This is a genomic window from Bordetella avium, assembly GCF_034424645.1.
In the GTDB taxonomy this organism is placed as follows: Bacteria; Pseudomonadota; Gammaproteobacteria; order Burkholderiales; family Burkholderiaceae_B; genus Bordetella; species Bordetella avium.
Map to the genome: position 1 here is coordinate 1,153,201 of NZ_CP139969.1, position 23,230 is coordinate 1,176,430.

Sequence of the window (23,230 nt, forward strand, 5' to 3'; positions counted from 1 at the left end):
GCCGGATTCTCCAGCCTGTAACCGCTGCGGATGCCGAAGTGCTGCTGGCGCAGCCGCGCGGCTTTTGTGCGGGCGTTGATCGCGCTATCGAAATCGTCGAGCGCGCTCTGGAGTTGCATGGCGCGCCGATCTACGTGCGCCATGAAATCGTCCATAACCGTTATGTCGTGGAGGATTTGCGCGCCAAGGGGGCCATTTTCATCGATGAGCTGGATCAGGCGCCGACAGGCTCCATCGTCGTGTTTTCCGCCCATGGCGTATCCAAGGCGGTGCGCGCCGAGGCCGAAGCGCGTGGTCTGCGGGTGTTCGATGCGACCTGCCCTTTGGTGACCAAGGTCCATATTGAAGTGGCGCGCATGCGCGCTGCCGGGCGCGAAATCATCATGATCGGCCACAAAGGGCATCCTGAGGTCGAAGGTACCCTGGGTCAGGCCCAGAGCGGCATGTATCTGGTCGAGACGGTGGCCGATGTGGAGGGCTTGATCGTGACTGATCCCGACAATCTGGCCTTCGTTACCCAGACTACGCTGTCCGTCGATGACGCGGCGGCGGTCTCGCGTGCGCTAAAAGCCCGTTTCCCCGGCATTGTCGAGCCCAAAAAGAGTGATATCTGCTATGCCACCCAAAACCGTCAGGATGCGGTCAAGGTGCTGGCGCCCGAATGTGACCTCGTGCTGGTGGTGGGTAGTCCCAATAGTTCCAACTCCAATCGCCTGCGTGAAGTGGCCGAGCGTATCGGTGTCGAGGCCTACCTGGTGGATGGCGCCTCGTCCATCGATCCGGCCTGGTTGCGTGAGCGGCGCCGCATCGGCATTACGGCGGGTGCCTCCGCGCCCGAGGTGCTGGTCAATCAGGTGATTGATCGCGTCAAGGAGTTGGGGGCGCTGTCGGTGCGCACCATGCCAGGGCTGGAAGAAAATGTGGCTTTCCCGCTGCCCAAGGGTTTGTCGCGCAAAGCTGCGCAGATAGAAACGCTTGAATAAAAAACTCGTTCGCGATTCTCGCGGCAAGCTATCTGGCAGCTTGGCTGCCGGCAGGAGACATCATGCAGTTGTTCAGCTACTTTCGCAGTTCGGCGGCTTACCGGGTGCGCATCGCGCTCGCTCTAAAAGGCCTGTCCTACGACTATATGCCCGTGCATTTGCTCAAGGACGGGGGGCAGCAGTTGCTGCCGGCCTACCGGGAGTTGAATCCCAGCGCTCTCGTGCCCACACTGGTCGATGGCGATAATGTTCTGGGCCAATCGTTGGCCATCATCGAATACCTCGATGAGGTCTACCCCGACACGCCCTTGCTCCCCGCTACGCCGGCCGAGCGTGCCCGCGTGCGCGCCATCGCCCAGAGCATCGCCTGCGACATCCACCCGCTCAATAACCTGCGTGTTCTCAAATATCTCAAGCATCAGGTAAAGGCGGAAGAAGAGGTCAAAAACGCCTGGTACCGCCATTGGATCGATGTGGGCCTGACGGCAGTGGAAACGATGCTGTCGCAATCGCCGCAGACAGGTCGCTTTTGTCACGGAGACAAGCCCACCCAGGCTGATCTGTGTCTCGTGCCGCAGGTATTCAATGCGCGCCGTTTCGGCTGCGACCTGAGCGCTATGCCGACCATCCTGCGTATTGAGGAAGCCTGCAACGCCTTGCCCGCTTTTCAGCAGGCTTTGCCCGAAAATCAGCCCGATGCGGAATAAACGGCGCGCAAGCATAAAAGCCGCTTGCGTACCCATAAAAAATTCTGCTATGATCGCGGTCTTCTTTCATCGGTGCTAAGCCATGCGCTGCAACGATAAAAAAAGACGTGTTGCCGGCATAGCTCAGTTGGTAGAGCAGCGCATTCGTAATGCGAAGGTCGGGGGTTCGACTCCTCTTGCCGGCACCAGAATTCAAAGGGCAGCCCTTGTGGCTGCCCTTTTCTTTGCGGCTATTGGATGGCGGTAATAGCAGTAATGGCGGGATCTAAGTTTTAGCAGGGTTGGGCTGTGGGCTAAATTCAGGCTAAGGCAGACCAAATTTAGGCGCAGACTTGCGCACTTTAAAAAAAACATACATAATCTCATTTCTTAGCAGTTCCCCGATAGCTCAGTCGGTAGAGCGACGGACTGTTAATCCGCAGGTCGCTGGTTCGAGCCCAGCTCGGGGAGCCAAAGAATTTAGGGCCATTCACGGAAGTGAATGGCCCTTTTGGCATTTTTCCGGCATTTTTCAGCATTTTTTGTCTGTCTCTACGGGTTCGCGCTTTGTGGGGTGGGGCGATTGTGTTGCACGAGGGAGGGGTGTGGCGTGATTGAGCAAGGGTCTGATCTTGTTGCAGATGCCCGTATCGGTGTCACGGTCCTCACCGGGTTTTTGGGTAGCGGCAAGACGACGCTTTTGAACCGGCTTTTGCGTGATCCGACCTATGCCGATGCGCTTGTGATCGTCAATGAGTTGGGCGAGATCGGTGTGGATCATGGGTTGGTGCGCACGGCCGATGATCGCATCGTGCTGCTTGAGGGCGGCTGTATTTGTTGCACGGTGGCGGGAGGGCTTGTTGCAACCTTGCGTGACGTGTTTATGGCGGCACTGCAGCGGCGCATCAAGCGGTTTCGGCGGGTGTTGATCGAAACCACCGGCATGGCGAGTCCGGCCTCCATTTTGTTCACCTTGCGTAACGACCCCTTTCTTGCGGCCCGCTACGTCTATCGTGGCGCGATTGCCGTGGCTGATGCGCTGCATCTGCCGCAGCAGTTGGGCGCTAGTTTTGCCGAGGGTGAAGGGACGGGGGGTGGGGCGAGAGAGGGGGCAGGGCTGGTGCAATCGGAGCTGGTGCAGCAATTGGCGCTGGCCGATGTGGTGGCAGTCAGCAAGGTCGACCTGGTTGGTGAGGGGCAATTGCAGGTGGTGCGGGAAGCGGTTGCGGCCATCCATCCTGGGGTGCCGCTCATCGCTTTGGCGCCTTGTGGGCCCTTGCCCTCCGGCTTGGCGGAGCTGACCCTGCAAGCCGAGCGGACGCAGGCTGCCCCCTTGCGGCAATGGTTGTCGGCCTATGGTGCGAATCTCGGGGTCGGGCGTCATGCCGGGGTGGCGCATTTTGTGCTGGACATGACGGCGCCGTTGAGCCGAGGCGTTTTTTTCTCCGGCATGCACGAGATCCAGGCCCGCTATGATCAGGGTTTGTTGCGAATAAAGGGAGTGGTCGGCTTCGAGGGTGATGAGCACCCTTGCGCGGTGCATGGCGTGCACCGTCAGCTGTACCCCTTGCAGCCTTTGGCTCGATGGCCGGGCGATTGCCGTGTTTCGCGGCTGGTGTTCATTCTGCGCGGTCTCGATCGCGTCGAAGTGGAGGCCATGGCGCGCCAGGCCTTAGGCCAGGCGCTCTGTGGCTAAGCTCCGGTTTTTCCGGCTGCGGGCGCGCTGGCTGGCTGAAATTGATGGGGCTATAATGCCGCGAAAGCGCCCGTCCCATCGGGGTGGCTTGGTTTTGAGTGGCCCGCCAGTGTCAGGCTGTTTGGCTTTCTGCCGTGGGGCTCGAGTTGTGGCGCCCGTTTGTGGCGTTTGGCTATGATGTTTGGCTATGGCGCTCACTCGCTCGCGCCGTTCACTCGTGATGGCGGATGCGGGCAGCTGCGGCAGGCCGCAGTAGCTTTTCCGGGAATGGCCTCTTTGTAGCAAGGGCTCCCAGCTTTGTGTTCACGCGGGTATTCAGCCAGTGGTGATGCCACCCGCTGTAATGGGTGGCGAGGTCAAGCTTGTTCAAACGTGTTCAAACGTGCTTGAACGTGTTTGACTGCCCCTGAATCGTCTGCTTCTGTGGCTCGGTGCTCGTGGCGGCGCGTAAGCCTTGGTGTTGCTACCCCCATGTCTAGGGCGGGCTTTGTGCTGTGCCAGCCGGGGATGGGCGAAAAGGAATAAATGATTTTGCAAAGAGGTGCCCTGGCATTCGCAGGTCCGTTGGCCGCAGGCGCGTGGGGCGATCGTGCGGCTGTGCGGCGCGGCTTAGGTTTGCGAGCGATCTGCGTGGCGCTGAGTGCGGGTCTGCTTGCCTTGTCGTTTGCCGCGTCGTTTGCCGTGTTCCCGCTTGTTGTTGCGGGTGGATGCGTTGTCGAACATCGGGCGGAAAACGAAAAAGGCCTGGCGGATGCCAGGCCTAAATCAAGACTCGAAAAACTGGTTGCGGGGGCAGGATTTGAACCTACGACCTTCGGGTTATGAGCCCGACGAGCTGCCAGACTGCTCCACCCCGCGTCTGAGAAAAAGAAGTTTAATCTGAAATTCAACCCGGCGCAAGTTGGCCGTTTTTTCTGTCAGGTATCAATGAACGATAGCGAGGCGATTCTCGTGCTGGAAACGGCGCTTTTGTGTGCCAGCCAGCCTATGCAGCTGACCGAGATGCGCAAGCTTTTCGGCGACGATCCGGCGTTGCAGAACAGCGTTTTGCGTGGCTGGCTGGAAGCATTGCAGGCTCAGTGGTCTGATCGGGGCATGGAGTTGGCCCAACTGGCCAGCGGATGGCGGTTTCAGAGTCGCCCATCAATGCAGCGTTATCTCGAGCGGCTCAATCCTGAGAGGCCGCCGAAGTACTCCCGCGCTGTGTTGGAGACTCTGGCCATTGTGGCCTGGCGCCAGCCCGTCACTCGCGGCGATATCGAAGATATCCGTGGTGTGACGGTGTCCTCGCAAATCGTCAAGGCGCTTGAAGATCGGGGCTGGATCGAGGTGATCGGTCATCGGGACGCCCCTGGGCGTCCGGCCTTGTTTGGCACGACGCGCCACTTTCTCGACGATCTGGGGTTGCGGGCGCTGGATGAGCTGCCTCCTCTCGAGTCGTCTCAGGCCGCGGCGGCTCTGGCAGGGCTGGATCTGGGGGGCACCGAGATTCAGTTGGAAGAAATCGCGGCGGTCCTGTCGCCGGGGGATGGGGCGGCGCCGGAGGGGGGCTTGAGCGGTGGTCAGGCGCAGCTTGTTGCACCGGACGCTGACGCGCCGGCCTTGGATGGCGTAGAATCTCGAATCGTTTGCGAATCTGCGGCCGAGATTGCCGCGCCGCAAGCCTTTGTTTCAGGGGGGTTGGATGATCCCATCGCCCTGGCTGGCGGGGGTCAACCTCCCGCCGAGGCGCCACCTGAGGTGCCTGTGCTTGAGCCTGACGCGACGGTCCCGCCGTCGACTCCCGAAGTGGAGCAGGCTCAGCCCGAACCCGAAATCGTACTGCTGCCGCAAGTGGTCGTCTCCGATATGCCGGAGCTGCCGCAGCGGCCTCAAGACCAAGATGATGATGGGCTTGCTCAAGGCAAGCCTGAGCCAGTTTGAAATCCGGAGCTGTCCCAGTGACAACCAATACAACGACAACGATGCAGGACGACAATTCCACCGTTGAGCCCACTGGCGCGCAGGCCGCTGAAGGCGAGGGCGCAGCCCGAGGCCGGGGCCGCAAGCTGCGCACGCCTTTCCGCCGCCGCCGCGCCGATGCGGCTCAGGCTGGCGAAGAGGGCAAAGAAAGCAAAGGGGGCGAAGCGCCCGCTGCTGATGCCGCCGCAAGTAGGCGGTTTGTCGAGAATAGTCGTCAGTCCGAGCGGGATGCTGATGAAGCGTTGTCCTATCTGGACCAGGCGGCGCGCAGCGAGCAGCGTCTGGGCAAGTACTTGAACAGCGAGGCCATCATGCCCAAGCTGCACAAAGTGCTCGCAGACGCCGGCATTGGTTCGCGCCGTGAAATGGAAGAGCTCATTGTGGCGGGTCGTGTGTCCGTCAACGGCGAGCCGGCGCATATTGGCCAGCGTGTTGCGGCCAATGATCAGGTGCGTGTGAATGGCAAGCTCATTTCGCGCCCCAATGCCAAAAAGCCGCCTCGTGTGATCCTCTATCACAAGCCTGCTGGAGAAATCGTCAGTCACGATGACCCGAATGGCCGTGCCAATGTGTTTACCCGGCTGCCTAAGTTGCGAACCGGGAAATGGCTGTCGGTGGGTCGGCTGGATCTGAATACAGAGGGTCTGCTGATTTTCACGACCTCTGGTGATATGGCCAACCGCATCATGCATCCCCGTTATGGCACGGAGCGTGAATATGCGGTGCGCGTGCTGGGCGAGATGGATGAGGCGCAGCGCACCTCGCTGGTCGAGGGGATTGATCTCGATGATGGCAAGGCGGCGTTCGGCTCGTTTGATTATCTCGGTGGCGACGGCAGCAACCGCTGGTATCGCGTCACGCTGCAAGAAGGGCGTAACCGGGAGGTGCGCCGTATGTTCGAGGCGGTGGGTGTGACCGTCAGCCGCCTGATCCGTACCCGCTTCGGCGACCTGGTGCTGCCGCGCTCGCTGCGTCGCGGCCGCTGGGAGGAGCTGGATGCTTCGCTCGTGTCGGCCCTGATGGTGCAATTGGGTCTGCTGCGTGATGAGGAAGAGTCGGGGGGGCGCCGCAAGTCGCGCCAGCCGCAGTCTCACGATAGCGCGTTGCCGCCGGGTTTTGGCACGATGGAGCGCAATGGCATGAATGGCGCCCGTATCGGCCGCCGCGGCAAGTTGCAGGGTGGCCGCAGCGCTTCGTCAGCCACTTCGCCGTCCGATCCGTTCGGCACCGGGCTGATGTTTGCCGGTGGCTACGCCAACGGCCATCCGCTGGGTAACGATGCGCCGAGCAAGGCCAAGCCGGCGGGTGCGAGCAAGCCTGCGCGTGGTCGCAAGCCGGGTTCTGGCGGGGGGACGCAGGGGGCCAAGCCTGCTGCGGCCGGCGCTCGGGCAGCGGGAAAGCCGGCGGGCCCACGCGCAGCAGCAGGTGGGCGTGGTAAGTCTGCAACGGCAGCCGCCGCTGGCAAACCGGCGTCGCCGCGGACTCAGGGCGGCCGGCCGGCGGGTAAGTCCGCGGCAAAAACTGCGCCCAGATCGGACGTCAAGGCGGCGGGCAAGCCGGAAGCCAAGCCGCGCGCGCGCCGCTCGGGCGCGGGTCGTGGCGATGACTGGCAGCCCAAGGGTCCGGCGGCCCATGAGTCCCGTTTGGGTTTTATGGGTGGTCGCGGCGGTCGCGGAGACCGTTGAGTGTCGTGGGGGCGCGTCTTATCGGTATGGGCAACGTCCCTTTATCGCGTAAACCCTCGATCAATCAGGAAAAATTCCAGGTTATCTGGTAAAATCGATTGTTTTCTGAGCGCGTCTTTCCTTGCTTGGCCCGTAGTTGCCCTTCACCCGCTTGCCCGCAAGGTCGCTGAGCGGGGCCGGGGCAACTGGCGTTTAAGGGTGTGATCCAGGTTGGGCTGTTAGGGTTTTGGCATCGGTTGTGATGGTTTCGGTGCAAAACTGCCTGGGGTCTGGTCGGGGTGGCAGGAAATGGCGGGCGGCGTTGCTGTTTACGCGCAGTAAGTTAGGCGTGCGGCGGCGTTCAAGGTCACATAGAGTCTGGTTTGCCCGGGTCTGGCTGCGATGTGCGGCAGGATAGGCAGGCTGGATGCCACGATGGGCTGGGCATGCAGCCCATTTTTTTTGAGCGTATGGCTGATTTATTCGCATTGACCGAAGAAGCGTTGGCGGGCATGGGCATCGAGTTGGTCGATGTCGAACGTGCCGCCTTAGGCTTGTTGCGCGTGACCATAGACCGTGAGGACGGTGTTCGCATCGAAGATTGTGAGCAGGTGTCCCGGCAATTGTCGCGCGTCTACGAGGTCGAGAACATCGATTACAAACGTCTGGAAGTTGGCTCGCCGGGCGTGGATCGCCCCTTGCGCAACGAGGCGGAATTCCGTCGTTTCGCGGGTGAACGTATCGAGATCAAGCTGCGTGAGGCAGTCGACGGGCGCAAAGTGTTTACCGGCATCCTGCAAGAGGCGGACACGTCTGCTGACGATAAGACGGTGTTCGGTCTCGAATTTGAGGCAAAGAAGGACGATATTCAGGTACTGAGCTTCACGCTCGATGACATCGAGCGCGCCAAGCTGGATCCCGTTCTGGATTTCAAGGGCAAAAAGCGATGAGTCGCGAAATTCTTCTGTTGGTCGACGCACTGGCGCGTGAAAAGAACGTGACGCGTGAGGTTGTGTTCGGGGCGCTGGAAAGCGCGCTGGCTTCGGCCATGAAAAAGCGCTTCAAGGAAGACGCTGATATCCGCGTCTCGATCGACCGTGAAACGGGCGGCCACGAAGGGTTTCGCCGGTGGCTCGTGGTGCCTGACGAAGCGGGTTTGCAAGAACCCGACAAGCAGGAACTGCTGTCTGATGCGCACGAGATCTCTCCAGATCTGGAAGTCGGTGATTTCATCGAAGAGCCGTTGGAGCCGGTTGAGTTCGGCCGTATTGGCGCGCAGGCTGCCAAGCAGGCTATTTTGCAGAAGATCCGCGACGCTGAGCGCGAGCAGGTGCTGAACGACTTCCTCGATCGTGGCGAGACCATCATCTCCGGCACGATCAAGCGGATGGACAAGGGCGATTACATTGTCGAAACCGGCAAGATCGAAGCCCGTCTGCCACGCACGGAAATGATCCCTAAGGAAAACCTGCGCGTGGGCGACCGCGTGCGTGCTTTCGTGCTGCGTGTCGATCACGCTGCGCGTGGCCAACAGGTTATTCTGTCGCGTACCTCGCCGGAGTTCATCCGTCAGTTGTTCGAGAACGAAGTGCCCGAAATCGAGCAGGGTCTGCTCGAAATCAAGGCGGCTGCCCGCGACCCGGGTGTGCGCGCCAAGATTGCCGTGGTGGCCTATGACAAGCGCATCGATCCCATCGGCACTTGCGTCGGAATGCGCGGTTCGCGCGTGACGGCGGTGCGCAACGAGCTGGGCGGCGAACAGGTCGATATCGTGCTCTGGTCGGAAGATCCGGCTCAGTTCGTGATCGGTGCTTTGGCGCCGGCTAATGTCGAATCCATCGTGGTCGATGAAGACAAGCACGCGATGGACGTCGTCGTTGACGAAGAAAACCTGCCCAAGGCCATCGGCGCCAAGGGCCAGAATGTGCGTCTGGCTTCCGAGCTGACCGGCTGGCAGATCAATATCATGACGCCGGAAGAAAGCCTGAATCGCCAGGAGAATGAGCGCGTTTCGCTGCGCGCCACCTTCATGGACAAGCTGGATGTGGACGAAGAGGTCGCCGACATCCTGATTGATGAAGGTTTCACCGGGCTGGAAGAAATTGCCTATGTCCCCATGCAGGAGCTGCTGGAGATCGAGGCCTTTGATGAAGATACGATCAACGAGCTGCGCGTGCGCGCCCGCAATGCCCTGCTGACTGAGGCGATTGCCCAGGAAGAGCGGCTGGAAACGGCGCAGGATCTGCTCGAGCTCGAAGGCGTGACGCCGGATCTGGCTGCCAAGCTGGCCGAGCGTAACGTGCATACCCGTGATGATTTGGCCGAACTGGCGACTGACGAGCTGGCGGAAATCGCCGGCATGAGTGAACAGGAAGCCAGTGACCTCATCATGCGTGCGCGCGCCCACTGGTTCGACGAGGAATGAGCGCGCCATCTCCTGGCGTTGCTGGTCCGCCGCGAATTCAAGTTTGTAAATAGCTGCAGATAGGGAAGAGAGCCTAATGTCGAGTAATACTGTCGCCCAGTTCGCTACCGAGCTGAAAATGCCTGCCAACGTGCTGCTGGAGCAGCTGCGTGCGGCTGGCGTTGACCTCAAATCGGTCGACGATTCCGTCACCGACAGCGACAAGGCGAAATTGCTCGACTCGCTGCGGCGCGCGCACGGGGCGACCGACGGTAAAAAAATTACACTTACGCGTCGCCAGACTTCTGAAATCCGTCAAGCCGATGCCACAGGGCGTTCGCGGACCATTCAGGTTGAAGTGCGTAAAAAACGTGTTTTCGTCAAACGCGACCCGGCCGAACTGGCCGCGGAAGCCGCTGCCGAAGCCAAGGCTGCTGCCGAACAGGCCGCCGCCGAAGCTGTGGATATGCAGCCTGAGTCTGTCGAGGCTCAAGCTCCTGCTCCGCAGTCCGTTGAGGCCTTGGCGCAAGCGCCGGTCGAAGCGGTAAAGCCGGTTGAGGCCGAAGCGCCTAAGATCGAAACGCCGCCGGTGGAAACGCCAGCGGTGGAAGCGGTCGAAGCTGCTGCGCCCAAGATCGAGGCTAGCGAGGCGCCTGCCGAGCCTGTCCAGACCCAGACGGCGCAAGCCGTCGAAGAAACCCCGGCACCGGCGGAAACGCCGGAGCCTGTTCCCGCGGTCAAGGCTGAAGCAGAGCCCCAGTCCGCCCAACCTGCGGCTTCCCGCGAGCAATCCACGGCACAGCCGGTCGAGCCCGAAGCCAAGAAAGAATCTGTTGCTGCGCCCAAGACTCAAGAAGCCGGGCCCGAATCCGTTGTGCACGCTCAAACTGACCTGAACTCTAAAACTCCCGCCCCGGTGGCCAAATCCGAAACCGCTCCGTCCGCGCCCAAGGCCGCGCAGGGACGACCGCAAGTTGCCGAGGCGGCCCGTCTGCCTGTGGTCAATGATCGCGCCCGTGAAGACGCTCGCCGCGCTGCAGAGGCCGAAGCGGCCGCTTTGCGCGAAATGCTGAATCGTCCGCGCAAGGTATTGCGCGCTCCCGAGCCGGAGCCCGCGGGCACGAATAATGCTGCTTTGTCCGGCACCTTGCACAAGCCTGCGGGCAAGAAAGACGCGGCTGCCGCGCCTGCCGCTGCTCCCAAGAAAGAGGGGGGTAATAAGCCCGCCGCCGCGGGAGCCGGTGGCAAGAAAGTCATCAAGACCGCAGAAGTCTCTTCCACTTGGAACGATGACGCCTCGCGCAAGAAGCCTGCCGACAAGGCAGCGGCGCCTGGCGGTAATTCCCGCGATGGTTGGCGCTCCGGCGGCAAGGGTGGTGGCAAAAATTCGCGCAACGGCCGCAATCAGCATCAAGACCGTCGCAACGAGTCCGCTGCCCAGGAATTCATTGCCCGTGAAATTCACGTGCCTGAGACCATCTCTGTGGCCGATTTGGCGCACAAGATGTCCGTCAAGGCTGCTGAGGTCATCAAGCAATTGATGAAATTGGGCCAGATGGTCACCATCAACCAGGTGCTGGACCAGGAAACCGCGATGATCGTCGTCGAGGAACTGGGCCACGTGGCGATCGCTGCCAAACTGGATGATCCGGAAGCCTTCCTGGACGAAACCCCGGGCGTGTCCGAAGCGGAAGCACTGCCGCGCGCGCCGGTTGTTACCGTCATGGGCCACGTTGACCACGGCAAGACCTCGCTGCTGGATTACATCCGGCGCGCCAAGGTTGCCGCTGGCGAGGCGGGCGGCATTACGCAGCACATTGGCGCCTACCACGTCGAGACCGACCGTGGCAGCGTCACCTTCCTGGATACCCCGGGTCACGAGGCTTTCACGGCCATGCGTGCCCGCGGCGCCAAGGCGACAGACATCGTGATTCTGGTCGTGGCTGCCGACGACGGCGTCATGCCCCAGACCCGCGAAGCCATTCACCACGCCAAGGCGGCGGGTGTGCCGCTGGTGGTGGCCGTCAATAAGATCGATAAGCCGGAAGCCAATCCGGATCGCGTCAAGCAGGAGCTCGTGGCCGAGCAGGTCGTGCCTGAAGAATACGGCGGCGACGTGCCTTTCGTGCCCGTTTCGGCCAAGACCGGCGCCGGTATCGACGATCTTCTCGAAAACGTCCTGCTGCAAGCCGAAATTCTGGAGCTGACCGCTCCGGTGGAAGCTGCTGCCAAGGGCATCGTCATCGAAGCCCGTCTGGACAAAGGCCGCGGTCCGGTCGCTACCATTCTGGTTCAGAGCGGCACGCTCAAGCGCGGCGACGTCGTGCTGGCAGGCGCCAGCTTCGGCCGCGTGCGCGCCATGCTGGACGAAAATGGCAAGCAGGTTCAATCTGCGGGTCCCTCCATCCCGGTTGAAATCCAGGGTCTGACCGAAGTTCCCGCCGCCGGCGACGAACTGATCTCCCTGAGCGACGAACGCAGGGCGCGTGAAATCGCACTGTTCCGTCAAGGCAAGTTCCGCGACGTCAAGCTGGCTCGCCAGCAAGCCGCCAAGCTGGAATCCATGTTTGACAATATGGGCGAAGGCACGCAAACGCTGCCGCTTATCGTCAAGACCGACGTGCAAGGTTCGCAGGAAGCCCTGGTCGCCGCGCTTACCAAGCTCTCGACCGACGAGGTGCGTGTGCAGGTTGTGCATGCGGCCGTGGGCGGTATCTCGGAAAGCGACGTCAACCTGGCTATCGCCTCCAATGCCGTGGTCATCGGCTTTAATGTCCGTGCCGACCAGAGCGCCAAGAAGCTCGCCGATAACAATGGCATCGATCTGCGCTACTACAACATCATCTACGACGCCGTCGATGAGGTGAAGGCGGCCATGTCGGGCATGTTGGCGCCCGAGAAGCGGGAAGAAATCATCGGCCTGGTCGAAGTGCGTGAGGTCTACACCATTTCCCGTATCGGTACGGTGGCGGGTTGTATGGTGCTCGACGGCCTGGTCCGTCGCGACTCGCAGGTTCGTCTGCTGCGCAACAACGTGGTCACCTGGACCGGCCAGCTCGATTCTCTGCGCCGCTTCAAGGACGACGTCAAGGAAGTCAAGTCCGGCTTCGACTGCGGTCTGACGCTGCGCGGTAATAACGATCTCCAGATGGGTGACCAGCTCGAGGTCTTTGAAATCAAGGAAATTGCGCGTACTCTGTAATACAGATGCTCGCACAGGTTGTTACATGAGCCGTCACAAGTCCAAATCCATCCCCGGCCGCAATTTGCGGCTGGCCGAACAGATCCAGAAGGATCTGGCCGGGATCATTCAGCGCGAGATCGACATGACTCGCGCTGGCCTGATCACGCTATCGGGGGTGGAATTGTCGGCCGACTACGCGCATGCCAAGGTGTATTTCACGGTGTTGGGCGCTGAGCCTGACACCGCTGCCGCCTTGCTGAACGAAAAGGCTGGCTGGCTGCACTCGCAGCTTTATAAACTCCTGCATATTCATACGGTTCCCACGCTGCGTTTCGTGCACGATCCGCAACTGGAGCGCGGCATCGAAATGTCGATGCTGATCGATCGCGCCAATCGCGGTCCGCATTCCGGCGTGCCTGACGAGCCTGAAGACCAGTCCTGATCGGGCTGTCGTCGCTTTTTTTCTCTGTTTCGGATTCCGACGATGGCTAAACGACGCGGGCAGCCGCTCGACGGTGTGCTGTTGCTCGATAAACCTGTGGGTTTGTCGAGTAATCATGCGCTCCAGCGCGCCAAGCGCACCCTGGACGCTGCAAAAGCGGGCCATACCGGTACGCTGGACCCGTTCGCTACGGGTCTGCTTTTGTGCTGTATGGGCCGGGCGACCAAAATTTCCGGTGCGATGCTCAACGCCGACAAAACCTATCGGGCGACGCTGCAATTTGGCGAAGAAACCGATAGCGGTGATCTCACCGGCAATATCGTGGCGCGCGCGCCCGAAGATTTTCCTGGCGTGGAAGAAGCGAATCTGCGCGAAGTGCTGTCACGTTTCCAAGGCAGCATCGAGCAGATTCCGCCCATGTATTCCGCGCTCAAGCGTGATGGCAAACCGCTTTACGAGTATGCCCGCGCCGGTATCGAGTTGGAACGCCCGCCCCGGCGGGTCATGATTTATCGCATCGAACTGCTGTCGTTTACAGGGCACCAGGCGGAGATCGATGTGGCGTGCAGTAAAGGGACCTACATCCGTACGCTGGCCCAGGATATCGGGCGCGCGCTGGGATGCTATGCCCACCTGTTTGCCTTGCGGCGCACTCAGGTCGGCCCGTTTTCCCTGGACCGCGCGGTAACCCTGGATGCCCTGCAAGCGATGACCGATCCCAAGGCGGCCTTGCTTGCGCTCAATGAATTGCCGGCAGGTTTGCTACCTGCCACCTGAACTTAAAGGATCTGCTATGACCCGCGCATTGCGCAACGTCGCCATCATCGCCCACGTGGACCACGGCAAGACGACCCTGGTCGACCAATTGCTGCGCCAATCCGGCACTTTCCGCGAACACCAGGCGGTTGCCGAACGGGTCATGGACTCGAACGATCTGGAAAAAGAACGCGGCATCACGATTCTGGCCAAGAACTGCGCCGTCGAATACGAAGGCACCCACATCAACATCGTCGATACCCCGGGACACGCTGACTTCGGTGGCGAAGTCGAGCGCGTGTTGTCGATGGTCGACGGCGTGCTGCTGCTGGTCGATGCCGTGGAAGGCCCGATGCCGCAGACCATTTTCGTGACCCGCAAGGCGCTGGCCTTGGGCCTCAAGCCCATTGTCGTGGTCAACAAGATCGACCGTCCGGGCGCTCGTCCCGATCACGTCATCAACGCGACCTTCGAATTGTTCGACAAGCTGGGCGCTACCGAAGAACAGCTCGATTTCCCGGTGATCTACGCATCGGGTCTGTCGGGTTATGCCGGTTTGACCCAGGACGTGCGCGAGGGCGATATGCGCCCCTTGTTCGAGGCCATTCTGAAGCACGTGCCGCAGCGTGATGATGATCCCAACGCGCCGCTGCAAATGCAGATCATCTCGCTGGATTACAACAGCTACGTCGGCAAGATCGGTGTGGGCCGCGTCAATCGTGGCCGCATGCGTCCCGGCATGGATGTCGCCTTCCGCTTTGGTCCTGAAGGCCAGGTGCAACGCGGCCGCATCAACCAGGTGTTGAAGTTCAGCGGTCTGGAGCGCGTGCTGGTTGACGAAGCCGAAGCCGGCGATATCGTTCTGATCAACGGCATCGAAGACCTGAACATCGGCACCACCGTCACCGAGGTTGCCACCCCGGAAGCCCTGCCGGTGTTGCGTATTGACGAACCCACTCTGACCATGAACTTCATGGTCAATACTTCGCCTCTGGCCGGTCGTGAAGGCAAGTTCGTGACGAGCCGCCAGCTGCGCGATCGTCTGGATCGTGAACTGAAGTCCAACGTGGCGCTGCGTGTGCGCGACACGGGTGATGACACGGTGTTTGAAGTGTCGGGCCGTGGCGAACTGCATCTGACGATTCTGCTGGAAACGATGCGCCGCGAAGGCTATGAGCTGGCCGTGTCGCGTCCGCGCGTGGTGTTCAAGGAAGTCGATGGCGTGAAGTGCGAGCCCTTCGAGGCCTTGACGGTTGACGTCGAAGACCCGCATCAGGGTGGCGTGATGGAAGAGCTGGGCCGCCGCAAGGGCGATCTGCAAGATATGCAGCCGGACGGCCGTGGCCGTACCCGCTTGGAATACATTATTCCGGCCCGTGGCCTGATTGGTTTCCAGAACGAATTCTTGACGCTCACCCGTGGCACGGGCCTGATGAGCCACACTTTCCACGAGTATGCCCCCGTGCGCGAAGGCTCGATCGGCGAGCGTCGCAATGGCGTGCTGATCAGCCAGGATAACGGCGACGCCGTGGCCTACGCGCTCTGGAAGCTGCAAGATCGCGGCCGTATGTTCGTGAGCCCCGGCGAGCCGCTGTATGAAGGCATGATCATTGGCATCCATAGCCGTGACAATGATCTGGTGGTTAACCCGATCAAGGGCAAGCAACTGACCAACGTGCGCGCCTCCGGCACCGACGAAGCCGTGCGCCTGGTTCCGCCCATCCAGCTCACCCTGGAGTACGCGGTGGAATTCATCGACGATGATGAACTGGTTGAGATCACGCCCAAGTCCATTCGTCTGCGTAAGCGTTATCTGCAAGAGCACGAGCGCCGCCGCGCCGCCCGTGATGGCGCATAAGTTGTCGTCAGGCAGCAGGTCGCAAAACGCCCCGTTTCGGGGCGTTTTGCTTTTCGGAGAGCGGCTCAGGGGCTGATGCGGGTGATGCGGAAGGTGTCTAGGCCCTGTAGCGGCGCGTAGCGGATGCGGTGATTGAGGTAGACGCGAAAGGGTTTGTTGCTGATCAGGTGCTGCGCGAGCGGCATGAGCTCTTGTGGCTTGCCGCAGCCTGCAACGACCAGCGTGCCGTCACGACCGAATACGGCGCAGATGAGAGCGTCGCGGCGTTCTAGCAGCGATACCCGGACATTGGAGTACCAGCCTATGCCTTGGGCATCGACTTTGCGTGTGTCTATCGTCGTGATGCTAGAGCTGCCGTTGCCGTGTTTGAAGTGGAAGAAGTCGCTGTCCGGAAACCCGGTAACCCAGTCTGGCGGCCAGCCGTCGCGGGCGTCCTCGAAGGAGGGGAAGGCGCTGGCCGAACCGGCGGTCAGCGCGAGAAAAATGAGTGGCAACCATCGCATTGGCGCTTTTCCTCCAGCAGAAAATTTCTGACCATACTCAGAGGTGGACGCCACGGCGCGTCAGGCGCCATTTCTCAGACGAAGTGCTTTAGGCTGGCAAGGAGGGCGCGTATTCCTCTTGATGCGTATGCTTATTGCGGTGGAAATCAACGATATGGCGGACGACTTTTTCCGGGTCGTCTTCGACGATGAAAAGATCCAGATCGCGCGGGCCAATCATGCCTTGGTCCCGCAGCTGTTCGCCCAGCCAGTCGATCAGGCCGTGCCAATATTCGCTGCCCACTAGCACGACTGGCGCGGGCGGCACTTTGCCCGTCTGGATGAGCGTCAAGGCCTCGAACAGCTCGTCCAGGGTGCCGAAGCCGCCCGGCAGCGACACATAAGCCATGCTGTGCATGAAAAAAGCCACTTTGCGCGACGAGAAGTATTCGAAGGACAGGCTGATGGTCTGGAAACCGTTGTCGTGTTTCTCGTGGGGTAAGCTGATATTCAAGCCGACGCTGGTGCCGCCAGCCTCGAATGCGCCTTTGTTGGCGGCCTCCATGATGCCGGGGCCGCCGCCTGCGATGACGGCGAAACCTTCACGCGCCAGAGCCGCCGCAATCGCCACACTGGTCGCATAATAGGGGGAGTCGCGGCGAATGCGGGCGCTGCCGAACACGCTCACGGCAGGGCCGATGTCTGCCAGTCTTTCTGCCGCAGTCCTTATCTCTGACATAATCACCGGAATTTGTTTGCCGGCGGGTGTGTCCATCTCTGCCTTAGTCATCATGAAAAAAACCTTGTTGCTGGTAGACGGTTCGAGCTACTTGTACCGCGCTTTCCATGCCATGCCGGATTTGCGCAACGCCCAGGGAGAACCGACCGGGGCGCTTTATGGTGTGATCAACATGCTGCGCAAGTTGGTCCTGGACCACAAAGCAGAGTATGCCGCATGTGTATTCGATGCGCGTGGCGGCACGTTCCGCGACGACATCTACCCGGAATATAAAGCGCATCGGCCCTCGATGCCCGAGGATCTGGCTGCCCAGGTCGAGCCCATCCATGCCGCGATCCGCGCTTTGGGCTGGCCGGTGCTGGCCGTGGAGGGTGTCGAAGCCGATGATGTGATCGCCACGTTGGCGCGCCGCGCCACGGAAGCGGGCTTGCATACCATCGTCTCCACGGGCGACAAAGATCTCGCTCAATTGGTCAACCCGCAGGTCACGCTGGTCAACACCATGACCGGTGAAGTGCTGGACGAGACGGGGGTGGTCAATAAGTTTGGCGTGCCCGCCGATCGTATCGTCGATTACCTCATGTTGGTGGGGGATACGGTTGACAACGTGCCCGGCGTGACCAAAGTCGGTCCCAAGACGGCCGTCAAGTGGCTGAGCGAGTTCGGGTCCATCGAGCATCTGATCCAGAACGCTGACGGCATCAAAGGCGTGGCGGGTAACAATCTGCGTGAAGCGATTCCGAATTTTCCAATGACCCGGCAGTTGCTGACCGTCAAGGACGATTGCGATCTCAGCGCATTCCTGACCTCGCTTGAAGATTTGAAACCGACCGAGCTTGACCGCGACACGCTCAACCGCCTCTATGACCGCTATGGTTTTCGTACCTGGCTGCGCGAATTGTCGGGCGACGCCGAACGCGTGCCCGCAGGCGATGCGCGCGTGGCGGAGGTGGCGCACGCGGCGCCGGTCGAACAGCAATATCAGATCATCACGGAATGGCCTGCTTTCGATGCCTGGATGGCGCGTGCAGAGGCCACGCCTTTGGTAGCGCTGGATACCGAAACGACCTCGCTCGACGAAATGCAAGCTCGTTTGGTTGGGCTGTCGATGGCCGTGGAGCCCGGTGTGGCTTGCTACATTCCGCTGGCGCATCGCGGCCCGGAGGCCGGCACGCAACTACCCAAGCAGGAGGTGTTGGAGCGCTTGCGCGGCTGGCTTGAAGACGCCACGCGAAGCAAGCTGCTGCATCACGCTAAATACGATACCCATGTGTTTGCCAACGAGGGCATTGCGCTGCGTGGCGTCACGGAAGACACCATGTTGCAGGCTTATGTGCTGGAGTCGCATCGCGGTGTGGGGCTGAATGATTTAGCGCAGCGTTACCTCGGCCGCAGTGGGGTCAATTATGAAGACCTGTGCGGCAAGGGGGCCAAGCAGATCGGTTTCGATGAGGTGGCGGTCGACAGGGCGGGTTTTTACGCCGCCGAAGACGCAGACTTCACTTTGCAGCTGCATCGAGCTTTGCGCCCTGGTGTGACCGGCGAGCTTGAGCGTATCTACAAACTGGAGCTGGAAGTCTCGCGTGTGCTGGTCGCGATCGAACGCAACGGTGTCAAGGTGGATGCTGAGGAGCTGGGCCGCCAGAGCCATGAGCTGGGCCGTGAGATGCTGGCCCTGGAGCAGCGCGCCTATGAGCTGGCGGGCCAACCGTTCAACCTCAATTCGCCCAAGCAGCTAGGCGAGATTCTCTTCGGGCGCATGGGTTTGCCGGTGGTGCGCAAGACCGCAGGCGGCGCGCCCTCGACCGACGAAGAGGTGCTCTCCAAGCTGGCCCAGGATTACCCGCTGCCGCAGGTGCTGCTTGAGTATCGTGGTCTGTCAAAGCTGAAGTCCACCTATACCGATAAGCTGCCGCGCATGATCAATCCGGCAACGGGAAGGGTGCACACGCATTATTCGCAAGCCGCCGTGATCACGGGCCGGCTGGCATCATCTGACCCCAATTTGCAGAATATCCCGGTGCGTACGCTCGCCGGACGCCGGGTGCGCGAAGCCTTTGTGGCCGACGGCGACGGGCTGTTGGTGTCGGCAGATTATTCCCAGATTGAATTGCGCATCATGGCGCACGTCTCCGATGACGCGAATCTGCAGCGTGCTTTCGCAGCTGGCGAGGACATTCACCGCGCCACGGCTGCGGAAGTGTTTGGTGTGCCGCTGCCTGAGGTGACAAGCGAGCAGCGCCGGGCAGCCAAGGCGATCAACTTTGGTTTGATCTATGGGATGGGGGTGTTCGGGCTGGCGTCCAACCTGGGCATCACGCGTGATGCCGCGCAAGCTTATATCGACCGTTATTTCGCGCGTTATCCGGGCGTGGCGCGCTATATGGACGACACGCGCCGTCTGGCCCGCGAACAAGGCTATGTTGAAACGGTGTTCGGCCGTAGGCTGCAATTGCCCGATATTCGCGCGGCCTCGGGCCCGAGGCGACAAGGGGCCGAACGCGCCGCCATCAATGCCCCCATGCAAGGGACTGCCGCCGATCTCATCAAGATGGCCATGGTGGCGGTACAGGACTGGCTGGTATCGCAGCGCCTGTCTGCCCGTCTCATCATGCAGGTGCACGATGAACTGGTGCTGGAGGTTCCGGCGGTGGAGCTGGACTTGGTGCGTGAAACGGTGCCGCGTCTCATGAGCGAGGTGGCTGCGCTGCGCGTGCCGCTGATCGCTGAGGTGGGCGTGGGCCACAACTGGGAACAGGCGCACTAGCGAGCCGTGCGCACCATCAGCGCACACCGGAACGGGTGCTTAGCAATAGGCATACGTCCGGTTTAAAACGTTATTGAAACAATATAATATAGCGTTTTCCCTCGCACCCCTTTCCCATGTTGCTCCTCTGGATCATTCTGGCGACGATCGCTGGCGGCCTGATTTCGGTGTGCATTGCTCATTGGCTGGCTTACCGGGTTTTTGTGCAGTATTTGCACCATATGGTGAGCCTTTCGGTGGGGGTGCTGTTATCGGTCGCGCTTTTGCATCTGCTGCCGGAGGCGTTCGAGTCCAGCGATGCGGACCCGCATCAGCTGTTCGGGCTGATGCTGGCGGGTCTGATCGGTTTCTTCGTGCTGGAGAAAATCTCTCTGCTGCGGCATAACCACCATCACGAGCATGATGGGCATCACCACCATAAGGGGCACGACCGCCATGAGGCCGGTCGGGGCGGTATGCTAATTCTGGTGGGCAGCTCGCTGCACAATCTTTGCGATGGTGTATTGGTCGCAGCGGCTTTTCTGACCGATCCGCTTCTGGGGGTATTGACGGCCGCTTCCATCATCGTGCACGAGGTACCGCATAAGCTGGGTGATTTCGTGGTGCTCATCAATGCGGGCCTGGAACGTAAGCGCGCCTTCGGGCTCATTCTGTTTACCAGCCTATGCACGGCTATTGGCGGCGGTGTAGGATATTTCCTGTTGCAGGAAGCGCAGGCGCTGGTTCCTTATGTTCTGGTGATTGCGGCCAGCAGCTTTCTCTATATCTCGGTTGCCGACCTTATGCCGCAGATGCACGAGCGCGTGACCCTTTCCGATGCTGTTCCGCAGCTTTTGCTGGTGGGTGTGGGCGTGGCCATCATTTACGGCGTGACGTCATTCATGCACCATGAAGCCCACTCGGGTCATGTGCCTGCGGGAACGGCCGTCGAAGCGGGCCGTCATCGTCATTGACTCTTAAGTGCGGCCGTCCTTCGGAGTTCATCCATGAATTACGCTGCCGCCGCCGGTACGCCGGCTTCCACCACGGTGCACACTAGTGCCGAGGGCCTGATCCACGGGGATTTCCAATTGCCCGTGCCGGGAGGTACTCAGGAGGCCTATTACGCTGCGCCTGAGGGGCTGAAAGGCGCGCCGCTGGTGCTGGTCGTGCAAGAGATCTTTGGCGTGCATGAACACATCAAAGACATTTGCCGCCGTTTGGCCCACGCCGGTTATTTCGCGGTCGCCAGCAATCTGTATCAACGCCAGGGCGATGCTTCACGCTACACCGATATCGGCAAGCTGATTGCCGATATCGTCGCTAAGGTGCCGGATGAACAGGTTTATGGCGATTTGGACGCCGCCGTCGCCTGGGCCGGTGCGCAGGGCGCCGATGCGTCGCGTCTGGGCATCACCGGTTTTTGCTGGGGCGGCCGCGCGACCTGGATGTATGCCGCGCATAACCCCAAGGTCAGGGCTGGCGTGGCCTGGTACGGTAAATTGGCCAGCGGCCACGGGCCCTTGATCAAATCCCTGCCGCTGGACATTGCAGCTGAACTGCATGGCCCCGTGCTTGGGCTGTACGGCGCGCAGGATCAAAGCATTCCGCTCGAGGATGTGCGCGCCATGGAGGCCAAGCTGGCCGCCGGCAGCGACGCTGCCAGGGCCTCGCGCTTCGTGGTGTATCCCGATTCAGGTCATGCCTTCCTGGCCGACTATCGCCCCAGTTACAACGCCGTCGACGCCAAAGATGGTTGGGAGCGGATGCTGGGCTGGTTTGGCCGTTATCTGGCCTGATAGGGTGCTGCGGCCCCGGAATGGCGCCGCAGCGATTTTCAGTCGCCGTTGGTGTCGCGCAAGCGGCTGGGCAATAGCTCGCCGTGCCGGGCCAGCAAGGGGTAGGCGGCCGCGCCTACCAGATGCGAATTGATGCTTTTCATGTCGCGCAGGATATCCAGATAGAGCGAGCCGGCTTCCGCCGCATCGACCTCACCCCTCTTGATTTTGCCCAGGTGTTCCTCTGCTGCCTCGGATTCCAGGGCGCGGAAGCGCGATTTCTCTCCCGCCAGGGCCCTCGCCTGACGCAGGTCGTCGTTGACGAACAGGGCAGCGGCCTGGCGCTGATTTGCAATCAGCCAGCTCAGCATCGTGTCGACGTGCGCGAGCTGTTCCGGAGACAGGAGCAGCCCCTGCTTGCGCAGACGCGAGATATGACCGAGTAGGCCCTGGAAAGCGATGTCGCCCGCATGGCCGATATTGCTCGTGAAGGCCAGAATGCTATCGAGCTGCTGACGGTCTGCCTGGGTAAAGTTTTCCTGGTCCAAGGTGGCCACATAGGTGGTGATGGCGTTTTCGAGCTTGTCCAGGGCCGTGTCGAGCTGACGCGCTTGAATCAGACGGTGGCGGTTATCGCGCTTGAAGCCGGCGCGGGCATAGAGCAGCAGTGTTTGCAGCATGTCGGTCATGCGCAAGGCTTCGCGCCGGGCATTGCCCAGCGCGACGGCGGGGACATCGTGCGCCCATTCGTCAAGATACTGGGGGCGGGCCGGATCGTTAGGGTCGCTGCGTTTGGGCAGCCAGCGCGTCAGCAGGGCGCCGTAGGGTGTGAGCAGCGGCAGGAAGATCAAAGCCACCACGATATTGAAAATGGTGTGGAAATTGGCCACCGCGCGGCTGGCATCGCTATCCAAATGGGCGAACAGCGGCACGACGAAGGGTAAAACCACCAAGCCGATCACGACGCCCACCACACGGGTCAGCAGATTGCCCACGGGCAGCCGGCGCGCGGCGGGGTCATCGCCGGTGACACCTTCCAGCATGGGGTTGATCGCGGTGCCCAGATTGGCGCCCAGCACCAGGGCCATGGCGACATCCAGCGATACAACCTCGTGGCTGACCAGCGACATGACCAGCACCACGACCGCTACGCTGGAGTGCGCCGCCCAGGTGATGATGGCCGCGATCAATACGGCCAGCACCGGTTGCGAGGCCAGCGATTGCAGGATGATGGACATCAGCGGCGCATGTTCGATGGGTTCGAACAGGGCTACCAGCGCATGCAGGGACAGTAGCAGCAGGCCCAGGCCGATGAACACCCGCCCGAGATCCCGGGTTCTGCCTGGCGGGTAACGGCGGAACATCCAGACACCGATCAGCATGAGAATCGGCGCCAGCGACGTTAGGTCGAAGGACAGCAGTTGCACGATGAGCGTCGTGCCCACATTGGCGCCCAGCATGGCCGCCAAGGCGGGAACCAGTCCGACCAGGCCGCCCGCAGCGAAGCCAGTAATCATCAGTCCGGTTGCGGTACTGCTTTGCAGTGCGGCGGTGATGCCCAGGCCCGCCACGAAGGCGCGCGCGCGCGTGCCGAGCGCGCGGCCGAGCACGGCGCTCAAGGCGGCGCCAAAGGCGCGCTGCACGCCGGTTTGCACCATGTGTACACCCCAGAGCAATAAGGCGACATAGCCGGCAAAATCCAGCATGGGCAGCAAAGCTGACATGATCCTCCTCGGGCACAGCGGCCTCGTACAACGACGACAACGGGCAAGTTTGAAATAATCTCACGTCCTAGCCTTAGCGGGTGAATCGCAGGAGCGCATCCTCCCAAAGCGGCCATTCTTGCGCGT

The 23,230-nt window shown here is 61.1% G+C and carries 17 protein-coding genes and 3 tRNA genes; 16 read left to right on the top strand and 4 right to left on the bottom strand.

All coding sequences use genetic code 11. The features are described 5' to 3' along the window. Positions 1-5: 5 nt before the first annotated feature. The 5 genes from ispH (at position 6) to U0029_RS05495 (ending at position 3,365) form a co-directional block, all read left to right on the top strand. Positions 6-983 (top strand): 4-hydroxy-3-methylbut-2-enyl diphosphate reductase, encoded by a 978-nt coding sequence (gene ispH / locus U0029_RS05475; protein WP_169507468.1) that lies wholly within the window; start codon positions 6-8, stop codon positions 981-983. 62 nt (positions 984-1,045) lie between these two features. Then, entirely contained in the window at positions 1,046-1,690 is a 645-nt protein-coding gene (gene maiA / locus U0029_RS05480; RefSeq protein ID WP_012418063.1) for a maleylacetoacetate isomerase, read from the top strand. Positions 1,691-1,802: 112 nt separating this feature from the next. Beyond that, positions 1,803-1,878: transfer RNA gene (locus U0029_RS05485), tRNA-Thr, on the top strand. Positions 1,879-2,067: 189 nt separating this feature from the next. After that, positions 2,068-2,143 (top strand) — tRNA-Asn (locus U0029_RS05490). Between the two features lie 28 nt (positions 2,144-2,171). Next, on the top strand, positions 2,172-3,365 hold the full coding sequence (locus U0029_RS05495; protein ID WP_012418062.1) for a CobW family GTP-binding protein: 1,194 nt from the start codon (positions 2,172-2,174) through the stop codon (positions 3,363-3,365). A 781-nt stretch (positions 3,366-4,146) separates the two neighbouring features. Here U0029_RS05495 and U0029_RS05500 read toward each other — a convergent pair. After that, positions 4,147-4,223: transfer RNA gene (locus tag U0029_RS05500), tRNA-Met, on the bottom strand. A 69-nt stretch (positions 4,224-4,292) separates the two neighbouring features. Here U0029_RS05500 and scpB point away from each other — a divergent pair. The 8 genes from scpB to typA all read left to right on the top strand — a co-directional run bounded on the left by scpB (position 4,293) and on the right by typA (position 15,635). Continuing rightward, positions 4,293-5,288, top strand: coding sequence for an SMC-Scp complex subunit ScpB (scpB, locus tag U0029_RS05505; RefSeq protein WP_012418059.1), 996 nt, complete (start codon positions 4,293-4,295; stop codon positions 5,286-5,288). Positions 5,289-5,329: 41 nt separating this feature from the next. Further along, positions 5,330-7,012 (top strand): 23S rRNA pseudouridine(2605) synthase RluB, encoded by a 1,683-nt coding sequence (gene rluB / locus U0029_RS05510; RefSeq protein WP_039051535.1) that lies wholly within the window; start codon positions 5,330-5,332, stop codon positions 7,010-7,012. A gap of 449 nt (positions 7,013-7,461) precedes the next feature. Further along, the gene (gene rimP / locus U0029_RS05515) at positions 7,462-7,941 is read left to right on the top strand and encodes a ribosome maturation factor RimP (protein WP_012418057.1); all 480 of its coding nucleotides are present in this window, start codon (positions 7,462-7,464) and stop codon (positions 7,939-7,941) included. Next, positions 7,938-9,416, top strand: coding sequence for a transcription termination factor NusA (gene nusA / locus U0029_RS05520; protein WP_012418056.1), 1,479 nt, complete (start codon positions 7,938-7,940; stop codon positions 9,414-9,416). Before rimP ends, nusA begins: the two co-directional genes overlap by 4 nt. A gap of 76 nt (positions 9,417-9,492) precedes the next feature. Beyond that, positions 9,493-12,597 carry a translation initiation factor IF-2 gene (gene infB, locus U0029_RS05525; RefSeq protein WP_114852566.1) on the top strand — a complete coding sequence of 1,035 codons (3,105 nt, stop codon included), beginning with the start codon at positions 9,493-9,495 and terminating at the stop codon, positions 12,595-12,597. A gap of 25 nt (positions 12,598-12,622) precedes the next feature. Next, positions 12,623-13,021 (top strand): 30S ribosome-binding factor RbfA, encoded by a 399-nt coding sequence (gene rbfA / locus U0029_RS05530; RefSeq protein WP_012418054.1) that lies wholly within the window; start codon positions 12,623-12,625, stop codon positions 13,019-13,021. Between the two features lie 42 nt (positions 13,022-13,063). Next, entirely contained in the window at positions 13,064-13,798 is a 735-nt protein-coding gene (gene truB / locus U0029_RS05535) for a tRNA pseudouridine(55) synthase TruB (protein ID WP_012418053.1), read from the top strand. 16 nt (positions 13,799-13,814) lie between these two features. Continuing rightward, complete coding sequence (gene typA, locus U0029_RS05540) at positions 13,815-15,635, top strand: translational GTPase TypA (protein ID WP_012418052.1); 1,821 nt, start codon at positions 13,815-13,817, stop codon at positions 15,633-15,635. 65 nt (positions 15,636-15,700) lie between these two features. Here typA and U0029_RS05545 read toward each other — a convergent pair whose 3' ends face one another. Both U0029_RS05545 and U0029_RS05550 read right to left on the bottom strand, forming a co-directional pair. After that, a complete protein-coding gene (locus tag U0029_RS05545; RefSeq protein WP_114852565.1) occupies positions 15,701-16,138 on the bottom strand; it encodes a hypothetical protein in 438 nt (145 codons plus the stop codon). 88 nt (positions 16,139-16,226) lie between these two features. Continuing rightward, a complete protein-coding gene (locus tag U0029_RS05550; protein WP_445607617.1) occupies positions 16,227-16,910 on the bottom strand; it encodes an LOG family protein in 684 nt (227 codons plus the stop codon). Here U0029_RS05550 and polA point away from each other — a divergent pair. The 3 genes from polA (at position 16,909) to U0029_RS05565 (ending at position 21,401) form a co-directional block, all read left to right on the top strand. Beyond that, positions 16,909-19,623: a DNA polymerase I gene (gene polA, locus U0029_RS05555; protein ID WP_114852564.1), complete on the top strand. Its 2,715-nt coding sequence runs from the start codon at positions 16,909-16,911 to the stop codon at positions 19,621-19,623. The genes U0029_RS05550 and polA overlap by 2 nt on opposite strands. Positions 19,624-19,739: 116 nt before the next feature. Further along, positions 19,740-20,576, top strand: a complete 837-nt coding sequence (locus U0029_RS05560; protein WP_012418048.1) for a ZIP family metal transporter — start codon at positions 19,740-19,742, stop codon at positions 20,574-20,576. 33 nt (positions 20,577-20,609) lie between these two features. Then, a complete protein-coding gene (locus tag U0029_RS05565) occupies positions 20,610-21,401 on the top strand; it encodes a dienelactone hydrolase family protein (protein ID WP_012418047.1) in 792 nt (263 codons plus the stop codon). Positions 21,402-21,439: 38 nt separating this feature from the next. Here U0029_RS05565 and U0029_RS05570 read toward each other — a convergent pair whose 3' ends face one another. Continuing rightward, positions 21,440-23,104, bottom strand: coding sequence for a Na/Pi cotransporter family protein (locus U0029_RS05570; protein ID WP_012418046.1), 1,665 nt, complete (start codon positions 23,102-23,104; stop codon positions 21,440-21,442). Positions 23,105-23,230: the final 126 nt, after the last annotated feature.